Source organism: Streptomyces sp. NPDC030143, assembly GCF_055573695.1.
Window position 1 is genome coordinate 282,486 of the sequence record NZ_JBVIAY010000001.1, and the last position, 23,754, is coordinate 306,239.

Here is a 23,754-nt window from a genome sequence, read left to right on the forward strand (position 1 = left end):
CCGCACCTCTGCGCACGCACGCGTGGTGATGCCGGGACCGGGCAGCCCCGCTTCCTCACGCACGCGCACGATCGCGCACCCCTGCCGGCTCAGGCGGACGATCGCGCACCCCTGCTTCCTCAAGCACGCGGACGATCACGCACCCCGGTTTCCTCAGGCCTCCGCTCAAGCACCCCCTGCCGGCTCGTTCGCGCGATCACGCACCCCCTGCTTCTTCACGCGCGCGTGAAGCGTCTTCCCGGCGTACGACACTGGGGGCGTGATCCGTGACGACGCCCTGGACGCGCTGCCCGTGCGCACCGCCCTGCCCGCCCTGAACGACGCCCTGGACGGCCGCGGGACCGCCGTGCTGGCCGCGCCGCCCGGCACGGGCAAGACGACGCTGGTGCCGCTCGCGCTGGCGGGGCTGGTGGGCGGGGGACCGGCGCGCCGGGTGGTCGTGGCGGAGCCGCGGCGGATCGCGGCGCGGGCCGCGGCGCGGCGGATGGCGTGGCTGCTGGGCGAGAAGCCCGGGGCGAGCGTCGGGTACACCGTGCGCGGGGAGCGGGTCGTCGGGCGGCACGCGCGCGTGGAGGTCGTCACGACCGGTGTGCTGCTGCAACGGCTCCAGCGCGACCAGGAGCTGTCCGGCGTCGACGTGGTGGTGCTGGACGAGTGCCACGAACGGCATCTGGACGCGGACACGGCGGCCGCCTTCCTCTGGGACGTGCGCGAGACGCTGCGGCCGGAGCTGCGGCTGGTGGCCGCCTCGGCGACGACCGACACGCAGGGCTGGGCGCGGCTGCTGGGCGGGGCGCCCGTGGTGGAGGCGCGCGGCGCCTCGTACGGCGTCGACGTGGTCTGGGCGCCCCCGCCGCGTCCCGTACGGCCGCCGCACGGCATGTGGGTCGATCCGGCGCTGCTGGCGCACGTGGCGTCGGTGGTGCGGCGGGCGCTGGCCGAGCGGCCGGGGGACGTGCTGTGCTTCCTGCCCGGCGTCGGGGAGATCGCCCGGGTGGCGGGGCAGCTCGGCGACCTGGACGGCGTGGACGTGCTCCAGGTGCACGGGCGGGCGCCGGCGGCCGTGCAGGACGCGGTGCTGGCGCCCGCCGAGCGGCGCCGGGTGGTGCTGGCCACCTCGGTCGCGGAGTCGTCCCTGACGGTGCCCGGGGTGCGGGTGGTCGTCGACTCGGGGCTGGCGCGCGAGCCGCGGGTGGACCACGCGCGCGGGTTGAGCGCGCTGGCGACGGTGCGGGCCTCGCAGGCAGCCGGGCGGCAGCGGGCGGGGCGGGCCGGGCGTGAGGCGCCGGGCGTGGTGTACCGGTGCTGGACGGAGGCGGAGGACGCGCGTCTGCCGCGGTTCCCGGCCCCCGAGATCAAGGTGGCCGACCTGACCGCGTTCGCCCTGCAGGCGGCCTGCTGGGGCGACCCCGACGCCTCCGGGCTGGCGTTGCTGGACCCGCCGCCCGGCGGGGCGATGGCGGCGGCGCGGGCGCTGCTGACGGCGATCGGGGCGGTGGACGCCGACGGGCGGGCCACCGAGCGGGGTGCGCGGCTGGCCCGGCTGGGGCTGCACCCGCGGCTGGGGCGGGCGCTGCTGGACACCTCCGGCGAGGGGGCCGAGGTGGTGGCGCTGCTGAGCGAGGAGGCACCGCGCGGGTACGGGGACGACCTCGCCGCGGCGCTGCGGGCCGCGCGACGGGGCGGTGACGCCTATGCGGTGCGGTGGCGGGCGGAGGTGCGGCGGCTGCGGGCGCTCGTCGCGGCGGACGTCGCCGATCCGCCCGGTGACCGGGTCGTCGGGCTCGTCGCGGCTCTGGCGTTCCCCGAGCGGCTCGCCCGGGCCGACGGCGGCTCGTATCTCATGGCGTCCGGGACCCGCGCCGAACTCGGTGAGGGTTCCGCCCTGCGTGGCTCGCCCTGGCTCGCGGTCGCCGTCGCCGACCGGCCCGTGGGCAAGGGGCACGCGCGCGTGCAGCTCGCGGCGGTCGTGGACGAGGAGGTCGCCCGGCGTGCGGCGGCGCCGCTGCTCGACGCGCGCGAGGAGGTCCACTGGGCCGGCGGGGACGTCGTCGCGCGGCGGGTGGAGCGGCTGGGGGCGGTGGAGCTGGCGGCGCGTCCGTTGCGGGACGCCGACCCCGTGCGCGTACGGGAGGCGTTGCTCGAGGGGTTGCGGCAGGAGGGGCTCGGGGTGTTGCGCTGGTCGCCCGGCGCGGAGGTCCTGCGGCAGCGGCTGGCGTTCTTGCGTCTGCACCTCGGGGAGCCCTGGCCCGACGTGTCCGACGCGGGGCTGTACGCGCGCGTGGAGGACTGGTTGGAGCCGGAACTGGGCCGGGCGCGGCGGCGTGCCGATCTCGCGCGGATCGACGCCGGGCAGGCGCTCGGCCGGCTGCTGCCGTGGACCTCGGGCGAGGCGGCCCGGCTGGACGAGCTGGCGCCGGAGCGGATCACGGTGCCGAGCGGGTCCGGGATCCCGGTCGACTACGCCGACCCCGAGCGGCCGGTCCTCGCGGTGAAGCTCCAGGAGATGTTCGGGCTCCAGGAGTCGCCGCGCGTGGCGGGTGTGCCGTTGCTGGTGCACCTGCTGTCCCCGGCCGGGCGGCCGGCGGCGGTCACCGCCGATCTCGCCTCCTTCTGGAGGGACGGCTACCGGGGCGTGCGGGCGGAGCTGCGGGGCCGGTATCCGAAGCATCCGTGGCCGGAGGACCCGGCGGGCGCGGAGCCGACCCGGCACACCAACGCGCGGCTCAGGCGGTGACCGGTCGTGGTTCGGCCGGTTCGGTGGGCTCCGGGCCGGCCGGGCGGCGGCCGCGGGCCTCCAGCCACAGGGAGAGGGTCAGCAGCAGGGTGCCCAGGAGCAGGAAGCCCCACGGCAGCCAGGACGTCATCAGCAGGACCAGGGTGCGGTTCGACTTGACGAGGGCGACCGTGTGGTCGATGTAGTCCTCGCGCATCTTCACGTGTCCGGCGAAGGCCGTCACCTCGGCGCGGTCGCCGAGCAGGGTGCCGCCGCGCAGTTCCTCCCGGTGGATCTCCTCGCCGTAGACGGGGGCGCCGGTGAGCGGTTCGACCCAGAATCGGCGGACGGTGGTGTACCAGCGGGTGGTGCCGGTGGCGGCGACGGTCTCGGGGGTGATGCCCCGGACGGGCATGGTTCTGGGCATGGGGACCCGGGTCCAGGGGATGGTCTGCTCGAAGTAGTAGACCTCCACGCCCCGGAAGGTGCGGGTGCCGCGGTAGTGGATGGGGGCCGTGACGCGGGCCTGGGCGTCGAAGTACTCGTAGTCGCGTTTCTCGGTCAGGAAGGGCCACTTGAACTCCAGGCCGTCCCGGCGGACCGGGTCGCCGTCGACCGTCTCGCCGGTGGCGTGCACGGGTTCCTGGGTGTGGGCGTCGAAGATGTAGCGCTCGGGGACCTTGGAGACCATCTTCCCGTCGGGTCCCTGGACGTAGGACAGGCCGTCCCAGACGACGACGTCGCGTCCCGCCGTCTCCTCGATGCGCTCGGAGGCCTCCACGTTGCCCTTGAGGGTCTGCACGATGGTGACCTTGGGAACCTTGCGGGCGGTCATGGTGCCGTAGTCGAGGAGGGTGGCGTCGCGGGCCTCCAGGACCATGGTCTGGTAGGCGTCGGCCGGGACCTTCGCCAGGCGGGGGAAGGCGTACCAGCGCAGCAGCGGGGACAGCGCCGCGCAGAACACGGCGAGGGCGAGCAGGATCAGACTGGCCTTGCGGCGCATCTCGGCCTCCTGCCGGGGGTCACGGGTGTGCGGGCACCGTCGTCAGCAGCGGTTTCGGGGAGGTCCGGCCCGTGGGGGTGCCCAGGGCGGTGAGCGTGAGCACCAGGGCGAGCGCGACGGCGAGGCCGGTCGCGGCGGCGATCAGGGCGCGCATACGGGCCTCCCGGTGCGGTGCGGCGACCACGGTGAACTGATGATCCGTCAGGTCGGGCACCGTAGCAACGGGCGCGTGAGAAGGGAACACGTCGCACACGACGGCGGCGCCCCGCTCGGCCGGAGCGGGGCGCCGCCGTGGTGCGCGGGTGGGTTACGAGCCGGTCGTCGCCGACTCGGAGGGGCTCGTGGACGTGCTCGAGGGGCTCCCCGACGGGCTTTCGGAAGGGGTTCCGGAGGGGCTCTCCGACGGGTCCGGCGAGGAGGACGGGGCCTGAGTGACGGTCAGTTCGACGGTGAGCGTGGCTCCCCCCGCGGCGGTGATGCGCAGCAGGAACGTGCCGGCGGTGTCGTCGGCGTAGAGCTGGGGGAGCTTCAGCAGGCCGTTGCTGTCGGTCTCGAGGCCCGTCAGGGTGCGGACCGGGTTGCCGGCGGCGTCCTTGAAGTAGGGGCCCTTGTCGTTGGCGGTCGCGTCGCCGGCCGCCTTCACGAGGGTGGCGGTGGCCGCGACCCTGTCGGCGACGGCGCCCTTGTACGTCGCCCTGACCTCGACCGGGGCTGCGAACTGGCCGCCGGCGACGCAGGTCGGTGCGGTGGTGCCGGTGCGGGCGAGGGCGTCGGCGGCGCGTTCGGTGACGGTGGCCGTGTAGTCGAGGCCGCCGATCACGCGTCCGACGACGGTGGCGCGGACGGTGAAGGAGCCGGTCGCCTCGCCCGCCCGGAGAGCGGGGGCGACGGCGACGCCCTTGGCGTCGGTGACGACCGTGGCGACGTTCTCACCGCCGGCGAAGGCGGCGTCGGTGGAGCCGATGACGGTGAAGCGGATCCTGACCTTGGCGACGGCCTGTCCGGTGGCTGTCTCGGCGCGGGCGCTGACCCTCTCGGTGAACGCGTCGCCCGCCATGGCGGTGAGCTTCGTCGCGCCGGCGGCCTCGAGGTGGTCGACCGTCTCGGTCGGCGTCGGGGGCGGGGTGGTGGGCGTCGTCGGGCTGGTGGGCGTGGTCGGCTTCGACGGCGTGGTGGGCCCGGGCGGCGTCGACGGCTTGGACGGCGTGGTGGGCGTGGTGGGTGTCGTGGGTGTCGTCGGCGCGGTGGGCGTGGTGGGCCTCGACGAGGGGGAGGTGACGGTGCCGTCGTCGCTGCGGTCGGACGGCAGGGATCCGGTGCCGTCGGGGATCTCGTGCGTGCCCTTGCGGTAGTACTCCATCCACGACCGGACGGTGTTGTAGTACTCCGTGGAGTTGTTGTAGCTGAGGATCGCCCTGCGCAGCCCGGAGGAGGTCGCCATGTCCCAGCTGTTGCGGCACAGGTAGTGGGCGGCGGCGAGCGCGGCGTCGTAGATGTTGTTGGGGTTCTTCTTGCCGTCGCCGTTGCCGTCGCGGCCAGCCCAAGCCCAGGTGGAGGGGATGAACTGCATGGGGCCGACGGCGCGGTCGTACGTGGCGTCACCGTCGAAGGCGCCGTTGTCGGTGTCGCTGATGTGCGCGAAGCCGTTGCCGTTGAGGACCGGGCCGAGGATCGGCGAGAGGGTGGTGCCGTCGGCGGCGACGCGACCACCGCGGGCCTGGCCCGACTCGACCTTGCCGATCGCGGCGAGCAGCTGCCAGGGCAGGTGGCAGCCGGGCTTGGCGGAGGCGAGCGCGGCCTCGGCCTTCTTGTAGGCGTCCAGGACGGTGGCGGGGATGCCGGCCTCGGTGCTGCCGGTGCCGGTCGGCGTGGTGGCGGCGCTCTCGCTCGGCGCGGGGTGGGGGCTGTTGAGCGGCGGCAGGTCCGTGTAGTACGGCGAGTTGCCGGTGGCGCTGTCGCCGGTGCTGCCCGCGTCGGCGGACGGGGAGTCGGCGGAGGTCCGTCCGTCCTGGCTGCCTGCTGTGACGTCCGGGGCCTGGGAGGCGGCGAGGGCCGCCACGACCACCGCGGCCACGGTGGTGTTGACAGCTCCCTTGCGCAGCCTGGTGCCGAAATGCGCCGACATGAAGTGAACCCCTCCCGTGGACACTCGAGCGCCCGTTTTCGTCTTGTGTTGCCTGTGTTCTGTTCTGCTCGCCCTGTGGGGACGACCAACGCACCGCGAAGGTTGCACTCGTGGGCGGTTTGCGTCGTTCTGTTCGGTTGTTCGACCACTCCTTCGACACGGCGGCCTCAGCGACCCTACGACAACTTCTTTTGCACCGGCACCCGTTCGTACCCGCTATTCACCCGGTGGCCACGTACGGCCGGGCTCGGACTCCGTCCCGCATACTGGAGCCACCGTCGATCTTCGGGCCGCAGGCCCGGCAACGTCCGTCCCCGGGAGCCCGGTTGCCGTTCACCCTCAGCCATGCGGCAGCGGTGCTGCCCGCACTGCGCACCGACGGAACCGGCCGCGGACCGCTGGTGCCGGCCGCGCTCGTGGCCGGTTCCTTCGCTCCCGACATGACCTACTACGCGGCAAGTGTCCTGTCCGGGGCGATGGAGTTCGGTGACGTCACCCACTCCTTCGCGGGCGTGTTCACCGTCGACGTGCTCCTCGCCTGGGCGCTGGTGGGGCTGTGGCTGCTGGTGCGCGAGCCGCTCGTCGCACTGCTGCCCCGCGCCCGGCAGGGCCGCACGGCCGCCCTGACGCGCTGCGGGGCGCCCCGCGCGGCCGTCCGGCCGGCCGCGCTGCTGTGGTGGTACGTCTCCGCCGTGCTGGGCGCGCTGACCCATGTGGTGTGGGACGCGTTCACCCACCTCGACCGGTGGGGCATGCGGCTGTTCCCGGTGCTGGGCGAGGAGATCGCGGGCTCACCCCTGTACTGGTACCTCCAGTACGGAGGTTCCGCGGTGGCCGCGCTGGTGATCGTCGCGTTCCTCACGCGTGCGCTGCGTCGAGCGCCCGCCGGCGAGCCGGCCGGCGTGCCGGTGCTGTCCGCGCGGGACCGGTGCTGGGCCTCACTGCTGATCGGCGGCTGCGCCCTGGTCGCGGCCGTCCGGCGGGCGACGCGGTGGTGGGAGTACTGGGGCGCGCGGGCCGAGCCCTACGAGCTCATCCCGACCCTGTGCTTCGGCGCGGGCGCCGGCCTGGTCCTGGGGGTGCTGCTGTACGCCGTGGCGGTACGGGTGCGGCGCCCGGCGGCCCCGGCGGTCGGGCGGCGCGCGGACGAGGTGGGGGTGGGCGCGTCCTCGCGTGACGCCGGGTGAGGGAGAGTTCTCCCGCCCCCTCCACCGCCCGCTGATCGCCCCGCCCACCCGCTCCGCGCCCTGTCGGTCGACGAGCCGACGGGGCCCTGCTCCCCGGAGACCGGAGACGGGGCCCACCGCTCACGCCCGGCGGCCCGAGGCGGTCCGGTCCTCCCCCGGAGGGTCAGTGCGCCGCCGACTCCCAGTCCGCCCCCGCGCCCACCGAGACGTCCAGCGGGGCCCTGAGCCGGACGGCGGCGGTCATCTCGCGGCGGACCAGTTCCTCCGCGGCCGCACGCTCGCCCGGGGCGATCTCCAGGACGATCTCGTCGTGCACCTGGAGGAGCATGCGGGACCGCAGTCCTGCCGCCCGCAGGGCGTGGTCCACCTTGAGCATCGCGATCTTGACGATGTCGGCGGCGGTCCCCTGGATCGGCGCGTTCAGGGCCATCCGCTCGGCCGCCTCGCGACGCTGGCGGTTGTCGCTGTTGAGGTCGGGCAGGTAGCGGCGGCGACCGAAGAGGGTCGCCGTGTAGCCGGTCGCCCGGGCCTCGTCGACCGCGCGGCGCAGGTAGTCCCGGACACCGCCGAAGCGCTCGAAGTAGGCGTCCATCAGGGCACGCGCCTCGCCCGCCTCGATGTTCAGCTGCTGGGACAGCCCGAACGCCGACAGCCCGTAGGCCAGGCCGTACGACATCGCCTTGATCTTGCGGCGCATCTCGGCGTCCACCGCGGTGGGCTCGACGCCGAATACCTGGGAGGCCGCGGTGGTGTGCAGGTCCTCGCCGGAGGTGAACGCCCGGATCAGGCCCTCGTCCTCGGAGAGGTGGGCCATCACGCGCAGTTCGATCTGGCTGTAGTCGGCCGTCATCAGCGACTCGAAGCCCTCGCCGACGACGAAGCCGCGTCGGATGGCGCGGCCCTCGTCCGTGCGGACGGGGATGTTCTGCAGGTTCGGGTCCGTCGACGACAGACGGCCGGTCGCGGCGACCGTCTGGTTGAAGGTGGTGTGGATGCGGCCGTCGGCGGCGATCGTCTTGATCAGTCCCTCGACGGTGACGCGCAGCTTCGCCTGCTCGCGGTGGCGGAGCATGATGACCGGCAGTTCGTTGTCCGTCTGGGTGGCGAGCCAGGCCAGCGCGTCGGCGTCCGTGGTGTAGCCGGTCTTCGTCTTCTTGGTCCTGGGCAGTCCCAGCTCGCCGAAGAGGACCTCCTGGAGCTGCTTGGGCGAGCCCAGGTTGAACTCGTGCCCGGCGGCCTCGTGCGCCTCCTTCACCGCCTGCTGGACGGCTCCGGCGAACATCTGCTCCATGGCCTCCAGGTGGGGGCGGTCGGCCGCGATGCCGTGCCGCTCCATGCGGGCGAGGAGGGCGGAGGTGGGCAGCTCCATGTCCTGGAGGAGGTCCGCGGCGCCGACCTCCTCCAGCCGGCCCCGGAACGCCTCACCCAGGTCGAGGATCGCGCGGGCCTGCACCATCAGGGCCTCGGCCTCGGCTCCGTCGTCCGCGCCGAAGGCGAGCTGGCCGTCGGCCGCCGCGGCGGGGGCCAGCTCCCGGTGCAGGTACTCCAGGGACAGCGCGTCCAGATCGAAGGAGCGGCGGCCCGGCTTGACCAGGTAGGCGGCGAGCGCGGTGTCCATGGAGACACCGGCGACGCTCCAGCCGTGCTCGGCGAAGACGCGCATGGCGCCCTTGGCGTCGTGCAGCACCTTGGGGCGGTCCTCGGCGGCCAGCCAGTCCGCCCACGCGTTCTCGTCGCCCTCGTCCAGCTCCGACGGGTCGAACCAGGCCGCCGGCCCGCCGGCCGCGGCGAGGGCGACCTCGGCGACCGAGCCGGTGCCCAGCGCCCACGCGTCGACGGTGGCGACACCGAGCGGGCCCGTGCCGTGCTCGGCGAGCCAGCCGGTCAGCTCGCCCGCGCCGAGGACCGTGCCGTCCAGCTCCACGCCGGCCGCGACGACCGGTGCGGGGCCGGCCTCCTCGCCGCCGGGGTCGACGGCGAGCAGCCGCTCGCGCAGCGAGGGGTTCCTGATCTCCAAGGTGTCCAGGACCATCGCGACGGCCTTGCGGTCGTACGGCAGACGCTCCAGGTCGGTGACGGTCCTCGGCAGCTCGACGGTGCGGACCATCTCCGTCAGGCGGCGGTTGAGCTTGACGGACTCCAGGTGGTCGCGGAGGTTCTGCCCGGCCTTGCCCTTGACCTCCTCGACCCGCTCGACCAGCTCCGCGAACGAGCCGAACTGGTTGATCCACTTCGCGGCCGTCTTCTCGCCGACGCCGGGGATGCCGGGGAGGTTGTCGGAGGGGTCGCCGCGCAGCGCCGCGAAGTCGGGGTACTGGGCGGGCGTCAACCCGTACTTCTCGAACACCTTCTCCGGGGTGAAGCGGGTCAGCTCCGAGACGCCCTTGGTCGGGTAGAGCACGGTGGTGTGGTCGCTGACCAGCTGGAAGGAGTCGCGGTCGCCGGTGACGATCAGCACCTCGAAGCCCTCGGCCTCGGCCTGGGTGGCAAGCGTGGCGATGACGTCGTCGGCCTCGAAGCCGTCGACCGCGAACCGCTGGACGTGCATGGCGTCGAGCAGCTCGCCGATCAGCTCGACCTGGCCCTTGAACTCGTCGGGGGTCTTGGAGCGGTTCGCCTTGTACTCGGTGAACTCCTCGGAGCGCCAGGTCTTGCGGGAGACGTCGAAGGCCACCGCGAAGTGGGTGGGCGCCTCGTCACGCAGGGTGTTGGCGAGCATCGACGCGAAGCCGTAGATCGCGTTCGTCGGCTGGCCGGTCGCGGTCGTGAAGTTCTCCGCGGGCAGCGCGAAGAACGCGCGGTAGGCCAGCGAGTGCCCGTCCATGAGCATCAGGCGCGGGCGGTTGTCGCCGGGGGTCTGGTCGGTCGTCTTCGATGCTGTCTCTGCCACGTCCCCGATCCTGCCACGAGCCACTGACACTCGGATCCACGCGGCCACCGACCCGGCCCCGGCCCGCCCCCCGACCCCCCGCACCGCGCAGACCCGGCCCGGACCGGGGCCCTCACCCGGCAGGCACGGCTCGCTTACAGAGACCGGGGGCGAGCCTCCCGCACCTGCGGACACGGCGCGGACCGGCAACGCCCCGGCCGGGCGGACACGGCCCGGACCGGCCCCACGCCAGGCGGGCACAGCTCGCACCCGCCCCCCCGTCAGGCGGACACGGCCCGGACCCGGACCCGGTGCCGCCTCGCAAGCGCCGCCCGCGCAGCGGGCTCGTCGCGCGACGATGATCAGGGACTCCCACCGGGCGGACCCGGCCCGGAACCGACCCCCGCACCCGCAGGCGCGGCCCGGACCGGGGCCCCTCGTTCCGCGCGGACGAGGCCTCCGCACGACCGCCCGCCCCCGCTGTCGGTGTCGCGTGCGAGGATCGGAAGCAGAGGCACGCACAGACGTGTCACCCGCGTCAGCTAAGGAGAGCGCCGCGATGGCAACGAAGCCGCCCAAGGCCGACCCGGTCCAGGACGCGCCGCAGGTCGCCGAGCCGAAGCACGCGGCGGCCGGCCTGCCGGCCATCGGACACACGCTGCGGATCGCCCAGCAGCAGATGGGCGTGAAGCGCACCGCCCTGACCCTGCTGCGGGTGAACCAGAAGGACGGCTTCGACTGCCCGGGCTGCGCCTGGCCGGAGCCGGACCACCGGCACGCCGCGGAGTTCTGCGAGAACGGCGCGAAGGCGGTGGCGGAGGAGGCCACGCTGCGCCGGGTCACCCCGGAGTTCTTCGCCGCGCACCCGGTGGCGGACCTGGCGACCCGCAGCGGCTACTGGCTGGGACAGCAGGGCCGCCTGACGCACCCCATGTACCTCCCCGAGGGGGCGGACCGCTACGAGCCGGTCTCCTGGGAGCGCGCCTTCGACATCGTCGCCGAGGAGATGGCCGCCCTCGCCTCCCCCGACGAGGCGGTCTTCTACACCTCGGGCCGCACCAGCAACGAGGCCGCGTTCCTCTACCAGCTGTTCGCGCGCGAGCTCGGCACCAACAACCTGCCGGACTGCTCCAACATGTGCCACGAGTCCTCCGGCTCGGCCCTGTCGGAGACGATCGGCATCGGCAAGGGCAGCGTCCTGCTGGAGGACTTCTACAAGGCCGACCTGATCATCGTGGCCGGCCAGAACCCGGGCACCAACCATCCGCGCATGCTCTCGGCACTGGAGCGGGCGAAGGCGAACGGCGCGAAGGTCATCAGCGTCAACCCGCTGCCCGAGGCCGGCCTGGAGCGCTTCAAGAACCCCCAGACCGCCAAGGGGCTCGCCGCGGGCTCCGCGCTCACCGACCTGTTCCTGCAGATCCGCCTCGGCGGCGACCAGGCCCTCTTCCGGCTCCTCAACAAGCTGATCCTGCAGACGCGGGGCGCGGTCGACGAGGACTTCGTCCGCGACCACACCCACGGCTTCGAGGAGTTCGCCGAGACCGCGCGCGCCGCCGACTGGGACGAGACGCTCACCGCCACGGGCCTGTCCCGCACCGACATCGAGCGGGCCCTGGCCATGGTGCTGGCCTCCGAGCGCACCATCGTGTGCTGGGCGATGGGTCTGACCCAGCACAAGCACTCGGTGCCGACCATCCGCGAGGTGGTCAACTTCCTGCTGCTGCGCGGCAACATCGGCCGTCCGGGCGCGGGTGTGTGCCCGGTGCGCGGCCACTCCAACGTGCAGGGCGACCGCACCATGGGCATCTTCGAGCGCCCGGCCCCGGCCTTCCTGGACGCCCTGGAGAAGGAGTTCGGCTTCGCACCGCCGCGCGCGCACGGCTTCGACGTCGTACGGGCCATCCGCGCGCTGCGCGACGGCGAGGCGAAGGTGTTCTTCGCGATGGGCGGCAACTTCGTCTCCGCCTCCCCGGACACGGAGGTCACGGAGGCGGCCGTGCGGCGCGCCCGCCTGACGGTGCACGTGTCGACGAAGCTCAACCGCTCGCACGTCGTGACGGGCGCGCGTGCGCTGATCCTGCCGACGCTCGGCCGCACCGAGCGCGATCTGCAGGGCGCGGGCGAGCAGTTCGTGACCGTGGAGGACTCCATGGGCATGGTGCACGCCTCCCGGGGCCGTCTGGAGCCCGCGAGCGCGCACCTGCTGTCGGAGCCGGCGATCGTCTGCCGGCTGGCGCGCCGGGTGCTGGGCGAGGACAGCCGGGTGCCGTGGGAGGAGTTCGAGAAGGACTACGCCACGATCCGTGACCGCATCGCGCGCGTGATCCCCGGCTTCGAGGACTTCAACGCGCGCGTGGCCCGCCCGGGCGGCTTCACCCTCCCGCACGCACCGCGCGACGAGCGCCGCTTCCCCACCGCCACCGGCAAGGCCAACTTCACGGCGGCGCCGGTCGAGTACCCGCGGCTGCCCGCCGGGCGCCTGCTGCTGCAGACGCTGCGCTCGCACGACCAGTACAACACCACCGTCTACGGTCTGGACGACCGCTACCGGGGCATCAGGAACGGCCGCCGGGTGGTGCTGGTGAACGCCGAGGACGCGCGGGAGCTCGGCGTGGCCGACGGCTCGTACGTCGACCTCGTCGGCGAGTGGAGGGACGGCGTGGAGCGGCGGGCGCCCGGATTCCGGGTGGTGGTCTACCCGACGGCGCGGGGCTGCGCGGCCGCCTACTACCCGGAGACGAACGTTTTGGTGCCGCTGGACGCCACCGCGGACACCTCCAACACCCCGGCCAGCAAGTCCGTCGTGGTCCGTCTGGAACAATCGACGACCGACTGAGCGTTTGCTCAGCCGACGGACGTGGATCGACGAACGGAGCCGGGCCCCATGGGCGAGCAGCAGCACGTGAAGTTCCCGCAGGAGGTCATCGACGAGTACGCGGCGCTCGGCGTCGACCTCCCGGCCCTGTTCTCCGCCGGACACCTGGGCACCCGCATGGGTGTGCAGATCCTCGAGGCCTCCGTGGACCGGGTCGTGGGCACGATGCCGGTCGAGGGCAACACCCAGCCCTACGGCCTGCTGCACGGCGGGGCCTCGGCGGTGCTCGCGGAGACCCTCGGCTCGGTCGGGTCGATGCTGCACGGCGGCAGCTCCAAGATCGCCGTTGGCGTCGACCTCAACTGCACCCACCACCGCGGCGCCCGCTCCGGCCTGGTCACCGGCGTGGCCACGCCCGTGCACCGGGGCCGGTCGACGGCGACGTACGAGATCGTCATCAGCGACGAGGCGGGCCGCCGGGTGTGCACGGCGCGGCTGACGTGCCTGCTGCGGGACGTGCGGCCCGGCGACGAGGACCACGTGCCCACGACGGAGTGAGCCGCCCCTCGCGAGCGGGGACCCCGTTGCCCCGCGCCGCCGGGCGGCCTAGCGTCGGGGGATGGCAACGGGAGGAGCCCCTCGGCCGGGGGCGCGGCGGCTGCTCGGACTCGCGCTCGTGACCGCCGCGTTGACGACCGGCTGCGGCGGCGCCGACCCCGCGGAGGCACAGCGCACCACGGCGAGCGGCACCCCGTCGGCGAGCGCCACCCCGGCCGAGGTCCTGTGCGCCCGGATCGTCGCCCACTGGTCACGCGAGGTGCTCGACGGCACCACCTACGGGGACTACCAGTCGATGGGCCTGTCCAACGGGCAGTACGACATCCTGCGGTCGGTCGTGGACGCGGCGCGGGCTGCGAAGAGACGTCAGGGAGCCGAGGCGGCGGACCGGTTGATCGATCGTGAGGCACGCGAGGGCTGCGTCGACTGGTACCGCTCCGGCGGCCCGGGAAAGGGCCCGTGGCAGTGAGCGGCATCGGTCCCGTCGAGCCCGGCGAGGGCACGGGCACGTGGGGCCCCCCGGACGCGCCCGCCCCGGCCCCCGCCCGTGCGCGCAGCCGGCCCCTGCGCTTCTGCGACGCCCACCGCCGGGCCGTCCTCGCCCTCGTCGCAGCCACCGCCCTGCTGACGGCCGGGGGCGTCCTGTACGCCACCCGGCCCCGCGACCGCCAGGCCGACTCGCCCGAACCGCCGTTCCCCTCCCAGGTCGTGAACGTCGTCTACCTCGGCACCGCCGTCCCGCCGCCGGGTGCCCCGCCGCGGAGCTTCGCCTTCGAGGTGCTGCTCGGCGTCGACTCCGGTCCGCCGGTCACCGTGACACGGCTGACGCAGCCCTATGCCGGGCTTCACCTCACCTCGTCCCCCCGGCCCCCTTTCCGCACGAAGGCGGGTTCCGCCCGCAAGATCGCCGTAACGGCGCATGTGACCGAATGCGGAAAAGTGCCTGCGAACGCCGGACTCCCTTTCCTGGACGTAACTCTACGTAATAGCCACGCAATGGAAGAGCACAGCTACATCCTCGGTCCGCGGTACGCCGAGGACCTCTCCCACGCCCTACAAGTCGCCTGCAGCAACGAGTTCCGGTAATCACCAAAACACCTGAGACGCCTGAAACGACCCGGCCCCCTCCTGCGAATTCTCAGCATGCGGACAGGGCGAATCGGCTGGAATTCTGCCGTTCCACCCACTCAGTACCGCTCTGCATTACCTCGTGTCATAACAAGAGCGTCACAGCCTTGGTCAGACCCTCCTCCACGTTCCCTTCACCCGCTTAGAGTCACGGCCAGTCACCGCGCGGCCGGAAATCCTCTTCGGACCGGCGTTCGACTCGGCCTCTTCCACAGAGGGGAGGGCCGTGCCAGGGAAAGGACTGGATCGTGCGTCAACGTTCGTTCATCGCCATCACCGCCGCGCTGGCGGCAGGAGCACTCACCCTCACCGCCTGCGGCTCCCGCGGCGGCGACGGCGGCTCCGACTCCGAGGGCGGCGGCGGCACCACCGTGGTCATCGGCGTCGACGCCCCGCTCACCGGCGACCTGTCCGCGCTTGGCCTCGGCATCAAGAACTCGGCCGACCTCGCGGCCAAGACCGCCAACAAGCAGAAGCTCGTCGACGGCGTCACCTTCAAGGTCGAGGCGCTCGACGACCAGGCCCAGCCCTCCGCCGGCCAGCAGAACGCCACCAAGTTCGTCGCCAACAAGGACGTCCTCGGCGTCGTCGGCCCCCTCAACTCCTCCGTCGCCGAATCCATGCAGAAGGTCTTCGACGACGCCAAGCTGGTCCAGGTCTCCCCGGCCAACACCAACCCGGCGCTGACCCAGGGCACCGACTGGCAGAACAGCAAGAAGCGCACCTACAAGTCGTACTTCCGCACCGCGACCACCGACGCCGTCCAGGGCCCGTTCGCCGCGCAGTACGTCTTCAACGACGCCAAGAAGAAGAAGGTCTTCGTCATCGACGACAAGAAGACCTACGGCGCCGGCCTCGCCGCCACCTTCACCGCGGAGTTCAAGAAGCTCGGCGGCCAGGTCGTGGGCACCCAGCACATCGACCCCACCACCAAGGACTTCTCCGCGGTCGCCACCCAGGTCAAGAGCTCCGGCGCCGACGTCGTCTACTACGGCGGCGAATACCCCCAGGCCGGCCCGCTCAGCAAGCAGATCAAGGCCGCCGGCGCCAAGATCCCCGTCGTCGGCGGTGACGGCATCTTCGACCCGACCTACATCGAACTGGCCGGCACCGACGCCACCGGCGACCTCGCCACCTCCGTCGGCGCCCCCGTCGAGGAACTCGCCTCCGCCAAGGACTTCGTCGCCAACTACAAGGCCGGAGGCTACAAGGAGGCCTACGGCGCCTACGGCGGCTACTCCTACGACTCCGCCTGGGCGGTCATCGAAGCCGTCAAGAAGGTCGTCGACGCCAACGACGGCAAGCTCCCCGACGACGCCCGCGCCAAGGTCACCGAGGCCATGCAGGGTGTCTCCTTCGACGGTGTGACCGGCAAGGTCTCCTTCGACGAGTTCGGTGACGCCACCAACAAGCAGCTCACCGTCTACGCCGTCAAGAACGGTGCCTGGGCCGCCGTCAAGTCCGGCACCTACACCGGCTGACCCCCACACCCGCACCACACACGAGCCGCGCGGGGCGCTGTTCCACTGGCGCCCCGCGCGCACTCGCATCCGGCCACATCCGTCGAACTATCCGAACCGTCTCGGAGGACATGCGGTGAACGAACTGCCGCAGCAGCTGGTCAACGGCCTGCTACTGGGATCCATGTACGGGCTGGTCGCCATCGGCTACACAATGGTCTATGGCATCGTCCAGCTCATCAACTTCGCCCACGGCGAGATCTTCATGACCGGTGCCTTCGGCGCCATCACGGTCTACCTGTACATCCTGCCGGACGGCACCACCATGTGGATCGCCCTGCCCCTCATGCTCATAGGGGCCATGCTGGTCTCCGTCACGGTCGCCGTGGGAGCGGAACGGTTCGCCTACCGGCCACTGCGCAACGCCCCCCGCCTCGCTCCCCTCATCACCGCCATCGGCCTCTCCCTCGCCCTCCAGCAGGCCGTATGGGCCTGGTACCCCGACGCCACCGAAGCCATCCGGTTCCCCCACCTCCCCGGCGGCCCCTACGAAATCGGCAGCGTCACCATCCAGACCGGCGACATCTTCCTCTTCATCGCCGCCCCCCTCAGCATGGCCATCCTCGGCTACTTCGTCATGAAGACCCGCACCGGACGCGGCATGCAGGCCACCGCCCAGGACCCCGACACCGCCAAGCTCATGGGCGTCAACACCGACCGCATCATCGTCATCGCCTTCGCCCTCGGCGCCGTCTTCGCCGCCGTCGGAGCCGTCGCCTACGGACTGCGCTACGGCCAGATCGACTTCACCATGGGCTTCATCCTCGGCCTCAAAGCCTTCACCGCCGCCGTCCTCGGCGGCATCGGCAACATCTACGGAGCCATGATCGGCGGCGTCGTCCTCGGCATCGCCGAAACCCTCGCCACCGCCTACATCGACGAGATCCCCGGCATGCAGCAGCTCGGCGGCCAGTCCTGGGCCAACGTCTGGGCCTTCGTACTCCTCATCCTCGTGCTCCTGTTCAGGCCCCAGGGCCTCCTCGGCGAGCGCGTCGCAGACAGGGCGTGAGAACCACGATGACCACACAGATCACCTCCACCGACGCGCCCAGTACGCCCCCCACGCCGAGCGTCACCAAGGGCATCGTCCCCCTCCCGGAGAACATCGCCCGCGCCACCGCCACCGCCGGCGGCGCGCTCACCGTCGTCTCCGCCTTCCTCGCCTGGACCTGGACCTCCGCCTTCCCCGGCGACCTCACCGTCTACGGCTACCCCGGCGGCCTCCAGTGGCTCGTCCTCATAGGCGGCGCCCTCACCACCCTCCTCGGCCTCGCCTCCTACGGCACCAAAGGCCTGAGCTGGCTCGTCCCCGCCGGCGCCGACGCCGCACTCAAACTCGCCGCCCTCGCCGCGTTCACCACCGCCTGGTACACCGTCATCGCCATCAGCGTCGACCTCGGCGGCCTCGTCAACCTCGAACCCGGCGGCTACATCGTCGCCCTGGCCACCCTCGCCGCCCTCCTCGGCGCACTCGCACTGCCCTTCGAGTGGCCCGAACCCGACCCCATCGACCCCGACGACACCGGCTGGGAACACTTCAAGCACAACGCCGCCCACCGCTGGACCACCCTCAAGGCGGCCGTCGCCTCCGGAACCCCCCGCGCCGTACCCCCGCTCCCCGCCTACGCCGAGATCCTGATCATCACCGCGATCCTCGCCCTCGGCCTCACCGTCTTCACCTACGGCATCGGCACCGAGTACGACGAACTGTTCATCGGCTTCCTCATCACCGCCGGGTTCGGCTTCGCCGCCCTCAACAAGACCGGCCTCATCAACCAGGCCAGCCAGATCACCGCCCGCCACCAGAACATCACCATCTGCGGCGCCTTCGTCGCCGCCGCCCTCTTCCCCTTCACCCAGACCGACGACCAGTACGCGACCCTCGGCGTCTACATCCTCATCTTCGCCACCGTCGCCCTCGGACTGAACATCGTCGTCGGCCTCGCCGGCCTCCTCGACCTCGGCTACGTCGCCTTCCTCGGCGTCGGCGCCTACGCCGCCGCCCTCGTCTCCGGCTCCCCCAGCTCCCCCTTCGACGTCAAATTCCCCTTCTGGGCCGCCGTCCTCGTCGGAGCACTCGCCTCCCTCGTCTTCGGCGTCCTCATCGGCGCCCCCACCCTGCGCCTGCGCGGCGACTACCTCGCCATCGTCACCCTCGGCTTCGGCGAGATCTTCCGCATCGGCGTCAACAACCTCGACGGCACCTCCGGACCCGACGTCACCAACGGCTCCAACGGCATCTCCTCGATCCCGAACCTCGACATCCTCGGCTTCGACTTCGGCCTCGAACACACCATCGCCGGCTTCACCATCGGACGCTTCGCCAACTACTTCTTCCTGATGCTGCTCATCACGGCGATCGTCGTCCTCGTCTTCCGACGCAGCGGCGACTCCCGCATCGGCCGCGCCTGGGTCGCCATCCGCGAGGACGAGACCGCCGCACTCGCCATGGGCATCAACGGCTTCCGCGTCAAACTCATCGCCTTCGCCGTCGGCGCCTCCCTCGCCGGCCTCGCCGGAACCGTCCAGGCCCACGTCACGTACACCGTGACACCCGAGCAGTACCTCTTCGCCGGACCCATCCCGCCCAACTCCGCCTTCCTCCTCGCCGCGGTCGTCCTCGGCGGCATGGGCACCATCAGCGGACCCCTCATCGGCGCGGCCCTGCTCTTCCTCATCCCCAACAAGCTCCAGTTCATGGGCGAATACCAGCTCTTCGCCTTCGGACTCGCACTCATCCTCCTCATGCGCTTCCGCCCCGAAGGCCTCATCCCGAACCGGCGCCGCCAACTCGAATTCCACGAAGAGGCCGAAGCGCCCACAGTCCTGAGCAAGACGGGGGCCTGACCCACATGACCACCGACACCACCACCAAGGACACCGCCGTCGGCCAGACGGTCCTCGACGCCCGCGGCGTCACCATGCGCTTCGGCGGCCTCACCGCCGTACGCGACGTCAACCTCACCGTCAACAGCGGCGAGATCGTCGGCCTCATCGGCCCCAACGGCGCCGGCAAGACCACCTTCTTCAACTGCCTCACCGGCCTCTACATCCCCACCGAGGGCGAAGTCCGCTACAAGGGCACCGTCCTGCCGCCCAAATCCTTCAAGGTCACCGCCGCAGGCATCGCCCGCACCTTCCAGAACATCCGCCTGTTCGCCAACATGTCGGTCCTCGAGAACGTCCTCGTCGGCCGCCACACCCGCACCAAAGAAGGCTTCTGGTCCGCCGTCCTGCGCGGCCCCGGCTTCCACAAAGCCGAAGCCGCCTCCCGCGAACGCGCCATGGAACTCCTCGAGTTCGTCGGACTCGAGAAGAAGGCCGAACACCTCGCCCGCAACCTCCCCTACGGCGAACAGCGCAAACTGGAAATCGCCCGCGCACTCGCCAGCGAACCCGGCCTGCTCCTCCTCGACGAGCCCACCGCCGGCATGAACCCCCAGGAAACACGCACCACCGAGGAACTCGTCTTCGCCATCCGCGACAAGGGCATCGCCGTCCTCGTCATCGAGCACGACATGCGCTTCATCTTCAACCTCTGCGACCGCGTCGCCGTCCTCGTCCAGGGCCAGAAGCTCATCGAAGGCGACAGCGCCACCGTCCAGGGCGACGAACGCGTCATCGCCGCCTACCTCGGCGAACCCTTCGAAAACGCCCCCGGCGCAGAAGAAATCGCCGAAGTCGAGGCCGCCGAAGCGAACGCCGACACCACGACGGACGCCGCGCCCGGCAAGGAGAACGACCGATGACCGCACTGCTCGAAGTCGAAGACCTCAGGGTCGCCTACGGCAAGATCGAAGCCGTCAAAGGCATCTCCTTCAAGGTCGACGCCGGCGAAGTCGTCACCCTCATCGGCACCAACGGCGCCGGCAAGACCACCACCCTGCGCACCCTCTCCGGGCTGCTCAAGCCGGTCGGCGGCCAGATCAGGTTCAACGGCAAATCGCTGAAGAAGATCCCCGCCCACAACATCGTCTCGCTGGGACTGGCCCACTCCCCCGAAGGCCGCCACATCTTCCCCCGCATGACGATCGAGGACAACCTCCGCCTCGGCGCCTTCCTCCGCAGCGACAAGCCAGGCATCGACAAGGACATCCAGCGCGCCTACGACCTCTTCCCGATCCTCGGCGAACGCAGGAAGCAGGCCGCGGGAACACTGTCCGGCGGCGAACAGCAGATGCTCGCCATGGGCCGCGCCCTCATGTCCCAGCCCAAGCTGCTCATGCTCGACGAACCCTCCATGGGCCTCTCACCGATCATGATGCAGAAGATCATGGCCACGATCGCCGAACTGAAGTCCCAGGGCACGACGATCCTCCTCGTCGAACAGAACGCCCAGGCCGCCCTCTCCCTGGCCGACCACGGCCACGTCATGGAGATCGGCAAGATCGTCCTCTCCGGCACCGGCCAGCACCTGCTGCACGACGAGTCGGTCCGCAAGGCCTACCTCGGCGAGGACTGACCCCACCCCCGCCAACACAGAGGCCCGCACCCCCTCCCGGGGTGCGGGCCTCACCGCATACGCCGTCGGACCACTCAGCCCTTGGACGCCTTCTTCTCCTCCGCGTCCTGAATGACGGCCTCCGCCACCTGCTGCATCGACATCCGCCGGTCCATCGACGTCTTCTGGATCCAACGGAACGCCGCCGGCTCCGTCAGCCCGTACTCCGTCTGGAGGATCGACTTCGCCCGGTCCACCAGCTTCCGCGTCTCCAGACGCAGCGTAAGGTCCGCGACCTCCTTCTCCAGCTCCTTCAACTCCGTGAACCGCGAGACGGCCATCTCGATCGCCGGAACGACATCACTCTTGCTGAACGGCTTCACCAGGTACGCCATCGCCCCCGCGTCCCGCGCCCGCTCCACCAGATCACGCTGCGAGAACGCCGTCAGCATCAGCACCGGGGCGATCCGCTCCTCCGCGATCTTCTCGGCCGCGGAGATGCCGTCCAGCTTCGGCATCTTCACATCCAGGATGACGAGGTCCGGCTGGTGCTCGCGGGCCAGCTCGACCGCCTGCTCGCCGTCACCGGCCTCACCGACGACGGTGTAGCCCTCCTCCTCCAGCATCTCTTTGAGGTCGAGCCGGATCAGGGCCTCGTCCTCGGCGATGACGACACGGGTCGTCAGCGGAGGCACGTGCGACTTGTCGTCGTCGGGCGCGTCTACGGGCTGGGGCGACTCGGGGGCGGTCACGGGGAGCTCCTCGTTCAGGGCAGGGGTGCTGCTGACAAGAGCGTACCTAGCTGCGGTAAGGTGGGGGCACGGCGGGTGGCCGTCGACCTTTCTTTCAAAGGGAGCCCCGGTAGCCCAGCGGCAGAGGCAATGGTCTCAAACACCATCCAGCGTCGGTTCGAATCCGACTCGGGGCACTTTTCCTTGGTTTTCAAAGATCGCCGATAGAAGTGGATGCCCACGTTCTCGTGAACATCCACTTTTTTGCTGCGTGTCGCGGCGATCACTCTCGCATCGTGCTCGCATGTACGACATCAGCACACGTAAGCGAGCACTCGCCCTCGTGGCGCAGGGCCGGAGCCTGAACTCGGTGAGCCGCGAGACGGGCATCTCCCGTGCCGCCGTCCGCTCCTGGCAGCACCGGTTGGAGCCCTTGCCCCGCATCGCACCCGCGGCTCCAGGGCCACCCGCTGACGAGCGCGCGTACGCCTACCTTCTCGGGCTCTATCTGGGCGACGGCTGCATCAGTCCGCACCGTCGGAACGGTTACTACCTGAGGATCGCCTGCGCGGATGCGTGGCCCGGGCTCATCCGGCAGTGCCGCGAGGCCATCACCGGGGTGCGCCCGGGCATCGGCGTATACACCGTGCAGAAGCAGGGGTGTGTCATGGCGACCTCCTACTCCCGGCACTGGCCGACCCTCTTTCCCCAACACGGCCCCGGCAGGAAACACGAGCGCCGTATCGCGCTCGAATGCTGGCAGCAGGCCATCGTCGACGCCCACCCGTGGGAGTTCGTCCGGGGGCTCATCCATTCCGACGGATGCCGCATCACCAACTGGACGACGCGCACGGCCGGGGGCGAGCGCAAACGCTACGAATACCCGCGGTACTTCTTCACCAACACATCCGAGGACATCCGCCGCCTTTACACCGACACCCTCGACAAGCTGGGCGTCGAGTGGACGTACTGCACCCGCAACGGGATCCCGTTCAACATCTCCGTGGCCCGCAGAGCCTCCGTCGCCCTTCTCGACACCCATGTGGGCCCCAAGTGCTGACCCCTACGCGTCGTCCTCCCCGATGTGGTGCACCCGCACCATGTTCGTCGACCCCGACACGCCGGGCGGGGAGCCGGCCGTGATGACCACGACGTCTCCTTTGCGGCAACGGCCGTACCTCAGCAGGAGTTCGTCCACCTGGGCGACCATCGCGTCCGTGGAGCCGGCCTGCGGGCCGAGGAAGGTTTCGACGCCCCAGGTCGCGCTCAGCCGGGAGCGGGTCGCCGGCTCCGGGGTGAAGGCCAGCAGGGGAATGGGCGAGCGGTAGCGGGAGAGGCGGCGGGCGGTGTCGCCCGACTGGGTGAAGGCGACGAGGAACCGGGCGCCGAGGAAGTCGCCGATCTCGGCCGCCGCCCGGGCGACCGCGCCGCCCTGGGTGCGGGGCTTGTTGTTCTCCGTGAGGGGTGGGAGGCCCTTGGCGAGGATGTCCTCCTCCGCCGCTGCCACGATCTTGGACATGGTGCGGACGGCCTGGCCGGGGTACTTGCCGACGCTGGTCTCGCCCGACAGCATCACCGCGTCCGTGCCGTCGATGACGGCGTTGGCCACGTCGGAGGCCTCGGCCCGGGTGGGGCGGGAGTTCTCGATCATGGAGTCGAGCATCTGGGTGGCGACGATGACGGGCTTGGCGTTGCGTTTGGCGAGCTTGATCGCGCGTTTCTGGACGATGGGGACCTGTTCGAGGGGCATCTCCACGCCGAGGTCGCCGCGGGCGACCATGATGCCGTCGAAGGCGGCGACGATGTCGTCGATCGCCTCGACCGCCTGCGGTTTCTCGACCTTGGCGATGACGGGGAGGCGTCGTCCCTCCTCGTCCATGATGCGGTGGACGTCCACGATGTCGCGGCCGCTGCGGACGAAGGAGAGGGCGACGACGTCGAAGCCGGTGCGCAGCGCCCAGCGCAGGTCGTCCTCGTCCTTCTTGGAGAGAGCGGGGACGGAGACGGCCACGCCGGGGAGGTTCAGTCCCTTGTGGTCGGAGATGACGCCGCCTTCCACCACTCGGGTGTGGACGCGGGGGCCGTCGACGGAGGTGACCTGGAGGCAGACCTTGCCGTCGTCGACGAGGATGCGTTCGCCGTCGGTGACGTCGTCGGCGAGGCCGGCGTAGGTGGTGCCGCAGGTGTGGCGGTCGCCTTCGACTCCTTCTTCGACGGTGATGGTGAAGGTGTCTCCGCGTTCGAGGAGTACGGGGCCTTCGGAGAAATGGCCGAGCCGGATCTTCGGTCCTTGAAGGTCGGCGAGGATTCCGACGCTGCGGCCGGTTTCGTCGGATGCCTTTCGGACGCGGTGGTAGCGCTCCTCGTGCTCGGCGTGGGTGCCGTGACTGAGGTTGAATCGGGCGACGTCCATTCCGGCGTCGACCAGGGCTTTGATCTGGTCGTACGCGTCGGTGGCGGGGCCCAGTGTGCAGACGATCTTGGCTCGGCGCATGGTTCGAGCCTAGGGCTTACCGGCGGGTAGGGAATTGGTGGGGCGTGTCCGCTCAACGACCTTTGCGTGAAGCCTGGTTGACAAGTGTTGAATTGTACGGCGGGGTGCTCTGATGGGCATGCGTGGCTTCTTTTCAGATTGCCCGATCGGGTGAATTCACGGAT

At 71.2% G+C, this 23,754-nt stretch carries 18 protein-coding genes and 1 tRNA gene; 13 read left to right on the forward strand and 6 right to left on the reverse strand.

Features of this window, described 5'->3' with window-relative positions; genetic code table 11:
• Positions 1-259: 259 nt before the first annotated feature.
• Complete coding sequence (hrpB, locus tag ACZ4YY_RS01250) at positions 260-2,737, forward strand: ATP-dependent helicase HrpB (protein WP_468282150.1); 2,478 nt, start codon at positions 260-262, stop codon at positions 2,735-2,737.
• On the opposite strand, the gene pgfA is transcribed toward hrpB, so the two are convergent.
• The 3 genes from pgfA to ACZ4YY_RS01265 all read right to left on the reverse strand — a co-directional run bounded on the left by pgfA (position 2,727) and on the right by ACZ4YY_RS01265 (position 5,844).
• Positions 2,727-3,719 carry a cell envelope lipid trafficking protein PgfA gene (gene pgfA, locus ACZ4YY_RS01255; protein ID WP_468282152.1) on the reverse strand — a complete coding sequence of 331 codons (993 nt, stop codon included), beginning with the start codon at positions 3,717-3,719 and terminating at the stop codon, positions 2,727-2,729. The two genes, hrpB and pgfA, sit on opposite strands and share 11 nt — an antisense overlap.
• A gap of 19 nt (positions 3,720-3,738) precedes the next feature.
• Positions 3,739-3,873, reverse strand: a complete 135-nt coding sequence (locus tag ACZ4YY_RS01260) for an SPW_0924 family protein (RefSeq protein WP_264931533.1) — start codon at positions 3,871-3,873, stop codon at positions 3,739-3,741.
• A 153-nt stretch (positions 3,874-4,026) separates the two neighbouring features.
• Positions 4,027-5,844 (reverse strand): lytic transglycosylase domain-containing protein, encoded by a 1,818-nt coding sequence (locus ACZ4YY_RS01265; protein WP_468282154.1) that lies wholly within the window; start codon positions 5,842-5,844, stop codon positions 4,027-4,029.
• Between the two features lie 326 nt (positions 5,845-6,170).
• Between ACZ4YY_RS01265 and ACZ4YY_RS01270 the strand changes: the two genes are divergently transcribed.
• Positions 6,171-7,031: a DUF4184 family protein gene (locus ACZ4YY_RS01270; RefSeq protein ID WP_468282156.1), complete on the forward strand. Its 861-nt coding sequence runs from the start codon at positions 6,171-6,173 to the stop codon at positions 7,029-7,031.
• Between the two features lie 163 nt (positions 7,032-7,194).
• On the opposite strand, the gene polA is transcribed toward ACZ4YY_RS01270, so the two are convergent.
• Positions 7,195-9,921, reverse strand: coding sequence for a DNA polymerase I (gene polA / locus ACZ4YY_RS01275; RefSeq protein ID WP_468282158.1), 2,727 nt, complete (start codon positions 9,919-9,921; stop codon positions 7,195-7,197).
• Positions 9,922-10,459: 538 nt separating this feature from the next.
• On the opposite strand from polA, the gene ACZ4YY_RS01280 reads away from it, so the two are divergent.
• The 9 genes from ACZ4YY_RS01280 to ACZ4YY_RS01320 all read left to right on the forward strand — a co-directional run bounded on the left by ACZ4YY_RS01280 (position 10,460) and on the right by ACZ4YY_RS01320 (position 20,386).
• On the forward strand, positions 10,460-12,739 hold the full coding sequence (locus ACZ4YY_RS01280; protein WP_468282160.1) for an FdhF/YdeP family oxidoreductase: 2,280 nt from the start codon (positions 10,460-10,462) through the stop codon (positions 12,737-12,739).
• 48 nt (positions 12,740-12,787) lie between these two features.
• The gene (locus ACZ4YY_RS01285; protein WP_468282162.1) at positions 12,788-13,276 is read left to right on the forward strand and encodes a hotdog fold thioesterase; all 489 of its coding nucleotides are present in this window, start codon (positions 12,788-12,790) and stop codon (positions 13,274-13,276) included.
• A gap of 61 nt (positions 13,277-13,337) precedes the next feature.
• Positions 13,338-13,745, forward strand: coding sequence for a hypothetical protein (locus tag ACZ4YY_RS01290; protein ID WP_468282164.1), 408 nt, complete (start codon positions 13,338-13,340; stop codon positions 13,743-13,745).
• Positions 13,742-14,362 carry a Tat pathway signal sequence domain protein gene (locus tag ACZ4YY_RS01295; protein WP_468283197.1) on the forward strand — a complete coding sequence of 207 codons (621 nt, stop codon included), beginning with the start codon at positions 13,742-13,744 and terminating at the stop codon, positions 14,360-14,362. The genes ACZ4YY_RS01290 and ACZ4YY_RS01295 overlap by 4 nt, the downstream gene beginning before the upstream one ends.
• 290 nt (positions 14,363-14,652) lie before the next feature.
• Positions 14,653-15,885 (forward strand): branched-chain amino acid ABC transporter substrate-binding protein, encoded by a 1,233-nt coding sequence (locus ACZ4YY_RS01300; protein WP_468282166.1) that lies wholly within the window; start codon positions 14,653-14,655, stop codon positions 15,883-15,885.
• A gap of 115 nt (positions 15,886-16,000) precedes the next feature.
• Positions 16,001-16,933: a branched-chain amino acid ABC transporter permease gene (locus ACZ4YY_RS01305; protein ID WP_468282168.1), complete on the forward strand. Its 933-nt coding sequence runs from the start codon at positions 16,001-16,003 to the stop codon at positions 16,931-16,933.
• An 8-nt stretch (positions 16,934-16,941) separates the two neighbouring features.
• Positions 16,942-18,771: a branched-chain amino acid ABC transporter permease gene (locus ACZ4YY_RS01310; RefSeq protein WP_468282170.1), complete on the forward strand. Its 1,830-nt coding sequence runs from the start codon at positions 16,942-16,944 to the stop codon at positions 18,769-18,771.
• 5 nt (positions 18,772-18,776) lie between these two features.
• Positions 18,777-19,673, forward strand: a complete 897-nt coding sequence (locus tag ACZ4YY_RS01315) for an ABC transporter ATP-binding protein (RefSeq protein ID WP_468282172.1) — start codon at positions 18,777-18,779, stop codon at positions 19,671-19,673.
• Positions 19,670-20,386, forward strand: coding sequence for an ABC transporter ATP-binding protein (locus tag ACZ4YY_RS01320; RefSeq protein ID WP_468282174.1), 717 nt, complete (start codon positions 19,670-19,672; stop codon positions 20,384-20,386). The genes ACZ4YY_RS01315 and ACZ4YY_RS01320 overlap by 4 nt, the downstream gene beginning before the upstream one ends.
• Positions 20,387-20,460: 74 nt before the next feature.
• On the opposite strand, the gene ACZ4YY_RS01325 is transcribed toward ACZ4YY_RS01320, so the two are convergent.
• Complete coding sequence (locus ACZ4YY_RS01325) at positions 20,461-21,117, reverse strand: ANTAR domain-containing response regulator (protein WP_468282176.1); 657 nt, start codon at positions 21,115-21,117, stop codon at positions 20,461-20,463.
• 103 nt (positions 21,118-21,220) lie between these two features.
• On the opposite strand from ACZ4YY_RS01325, the gene ACZ4YY_RS01330 reads away from it, so the two are divergent.
• Together ACZ4YY_RS01330 and ACZ4YY_RS01335 are read left to right on the forward strand one after the other, a co-directional pair.
• Positions 21,221-21,293: transfer RNA gene (locus ACZ4YY_RS01330), tRNA-Leu, on the forward strand.
• A gap of 107 nt (positions 21,294-21,400) precedes the next feature.
• On the forward strand, positions 21,401-22,156 hold the full coding sequence (locus ACZ4YY_RS01335; RefSeq protein WP_468282178.1) for a helix-turn-helix domain-containing protein: 756 nt from the start codon (positions 21,401-21,403) through the stop codon (positions 22,154-22,156).
• 3 nt (positions 22,157-22,159) lie between these two features.
• Here the strand turns inward: ACZ4YY_RS01335 and pyk are convergent, their stop codons facing one another.
• Positions 22,160-23,590: a pyruvate kinase gene (gene pyk / locus ACZ4YY_RS01340; RefSeq protein WP_468282180.1), complete on the reverse strand. Its 1,431-nt coding sequence runs from the start codon at positions 23,588-23,590 to the stop codon at positions 22,160-22,162.
• Positions 23,591-23,754: the final 164 nt, after the last annotated feature.

What these genes read in the sequence shown, in the direction of transcription:
- pgfA (WP_468282152.1), bottom strand. Translation starts at nt 3,719, where the DNA reads ATGCGCCGCAAGGCCAGTCTGATCCTGCTCGCCCTCGCCGTGTTCTGC.
- ACZ4YY_RS01260 (WP_264931533.1), bottom strand. Translation starts at nt 3,873, where the DNA reads ATGCGCGCCCTGATCGCCGCCGCGACCGGCCTCGCCGTCGCGCTCGCC.
- ACZ4YY_RS01265 (WP_468282154.1), bottom strand. Translation starts at nt 5,844, where the DNA reads ATGTCGGCGCATTTCGGCACCAGGCTGCGCAAGGGAGCTGTCAACACC.
- ACZ4YY_RS01280 (WP_468282160.1), top strand. Translation starts at nt 10,460, where the DNA reads ATGGCAACGAAGCCGCCCAAGGCCGACCCGGTCCAGGACGCGCCGCAG.
- ACZ4YY_RS01285 (WP_468282162.1), top strand. Translation starts at nt 12,788, where the DNA reads ATGGGCGAGCAGCAGCACGTGAAGTTCCCGCAGGAGGTCATCGACGAG.
- ACZ4YY_RS01290 (WP_468282164.1), top strand. Translation starts at nt 13,338, where the DNA reads ATGGCAACGGGAGGAGCCCCTCGGCCGGGGGCGCGGCGGCTGCTCGGA.
- ACZ4YY_RS01310 (WP_468282170.1), top strand. Translation starts at nt 16,942, where the DNA reads ATGACCACACAGATCACCTCCACCGACGCGCCCAGTACGCCCCCCACG.
- ACZ4YY_RS01315 (WP_468282172.1), top strand. Translation starts at nt 18,777, where the DNA reads ATGACCACCGACACCACCACCAAGGACACCGCCGTCGGCCAGACGGTC.
- ACZ4YY_RS01320 (WP_468282174.1), top strand. Translation starts at nt 19,670, where the DNA reads ATGACCGCACTGCTCGAAGTCGAAGACCTCAGGGTCGCCTACGGCAAG.
- ACZ4YY_RS01335 (WP_468282178.1), top strand. Translation starts at nt 21,401, where the DNA reads ATGTACGACATCAGCACACGTAAGCGAGCACTCGCCCTCGTGGCGCAG.
- pyk (WP_468282180.1), bottom strand. Translation starts at nt 23,590, where the DNA reads ATGCGCCGAGCCAAGATCGTCTGCACACTGGGCCCCGCCACCGACGCG.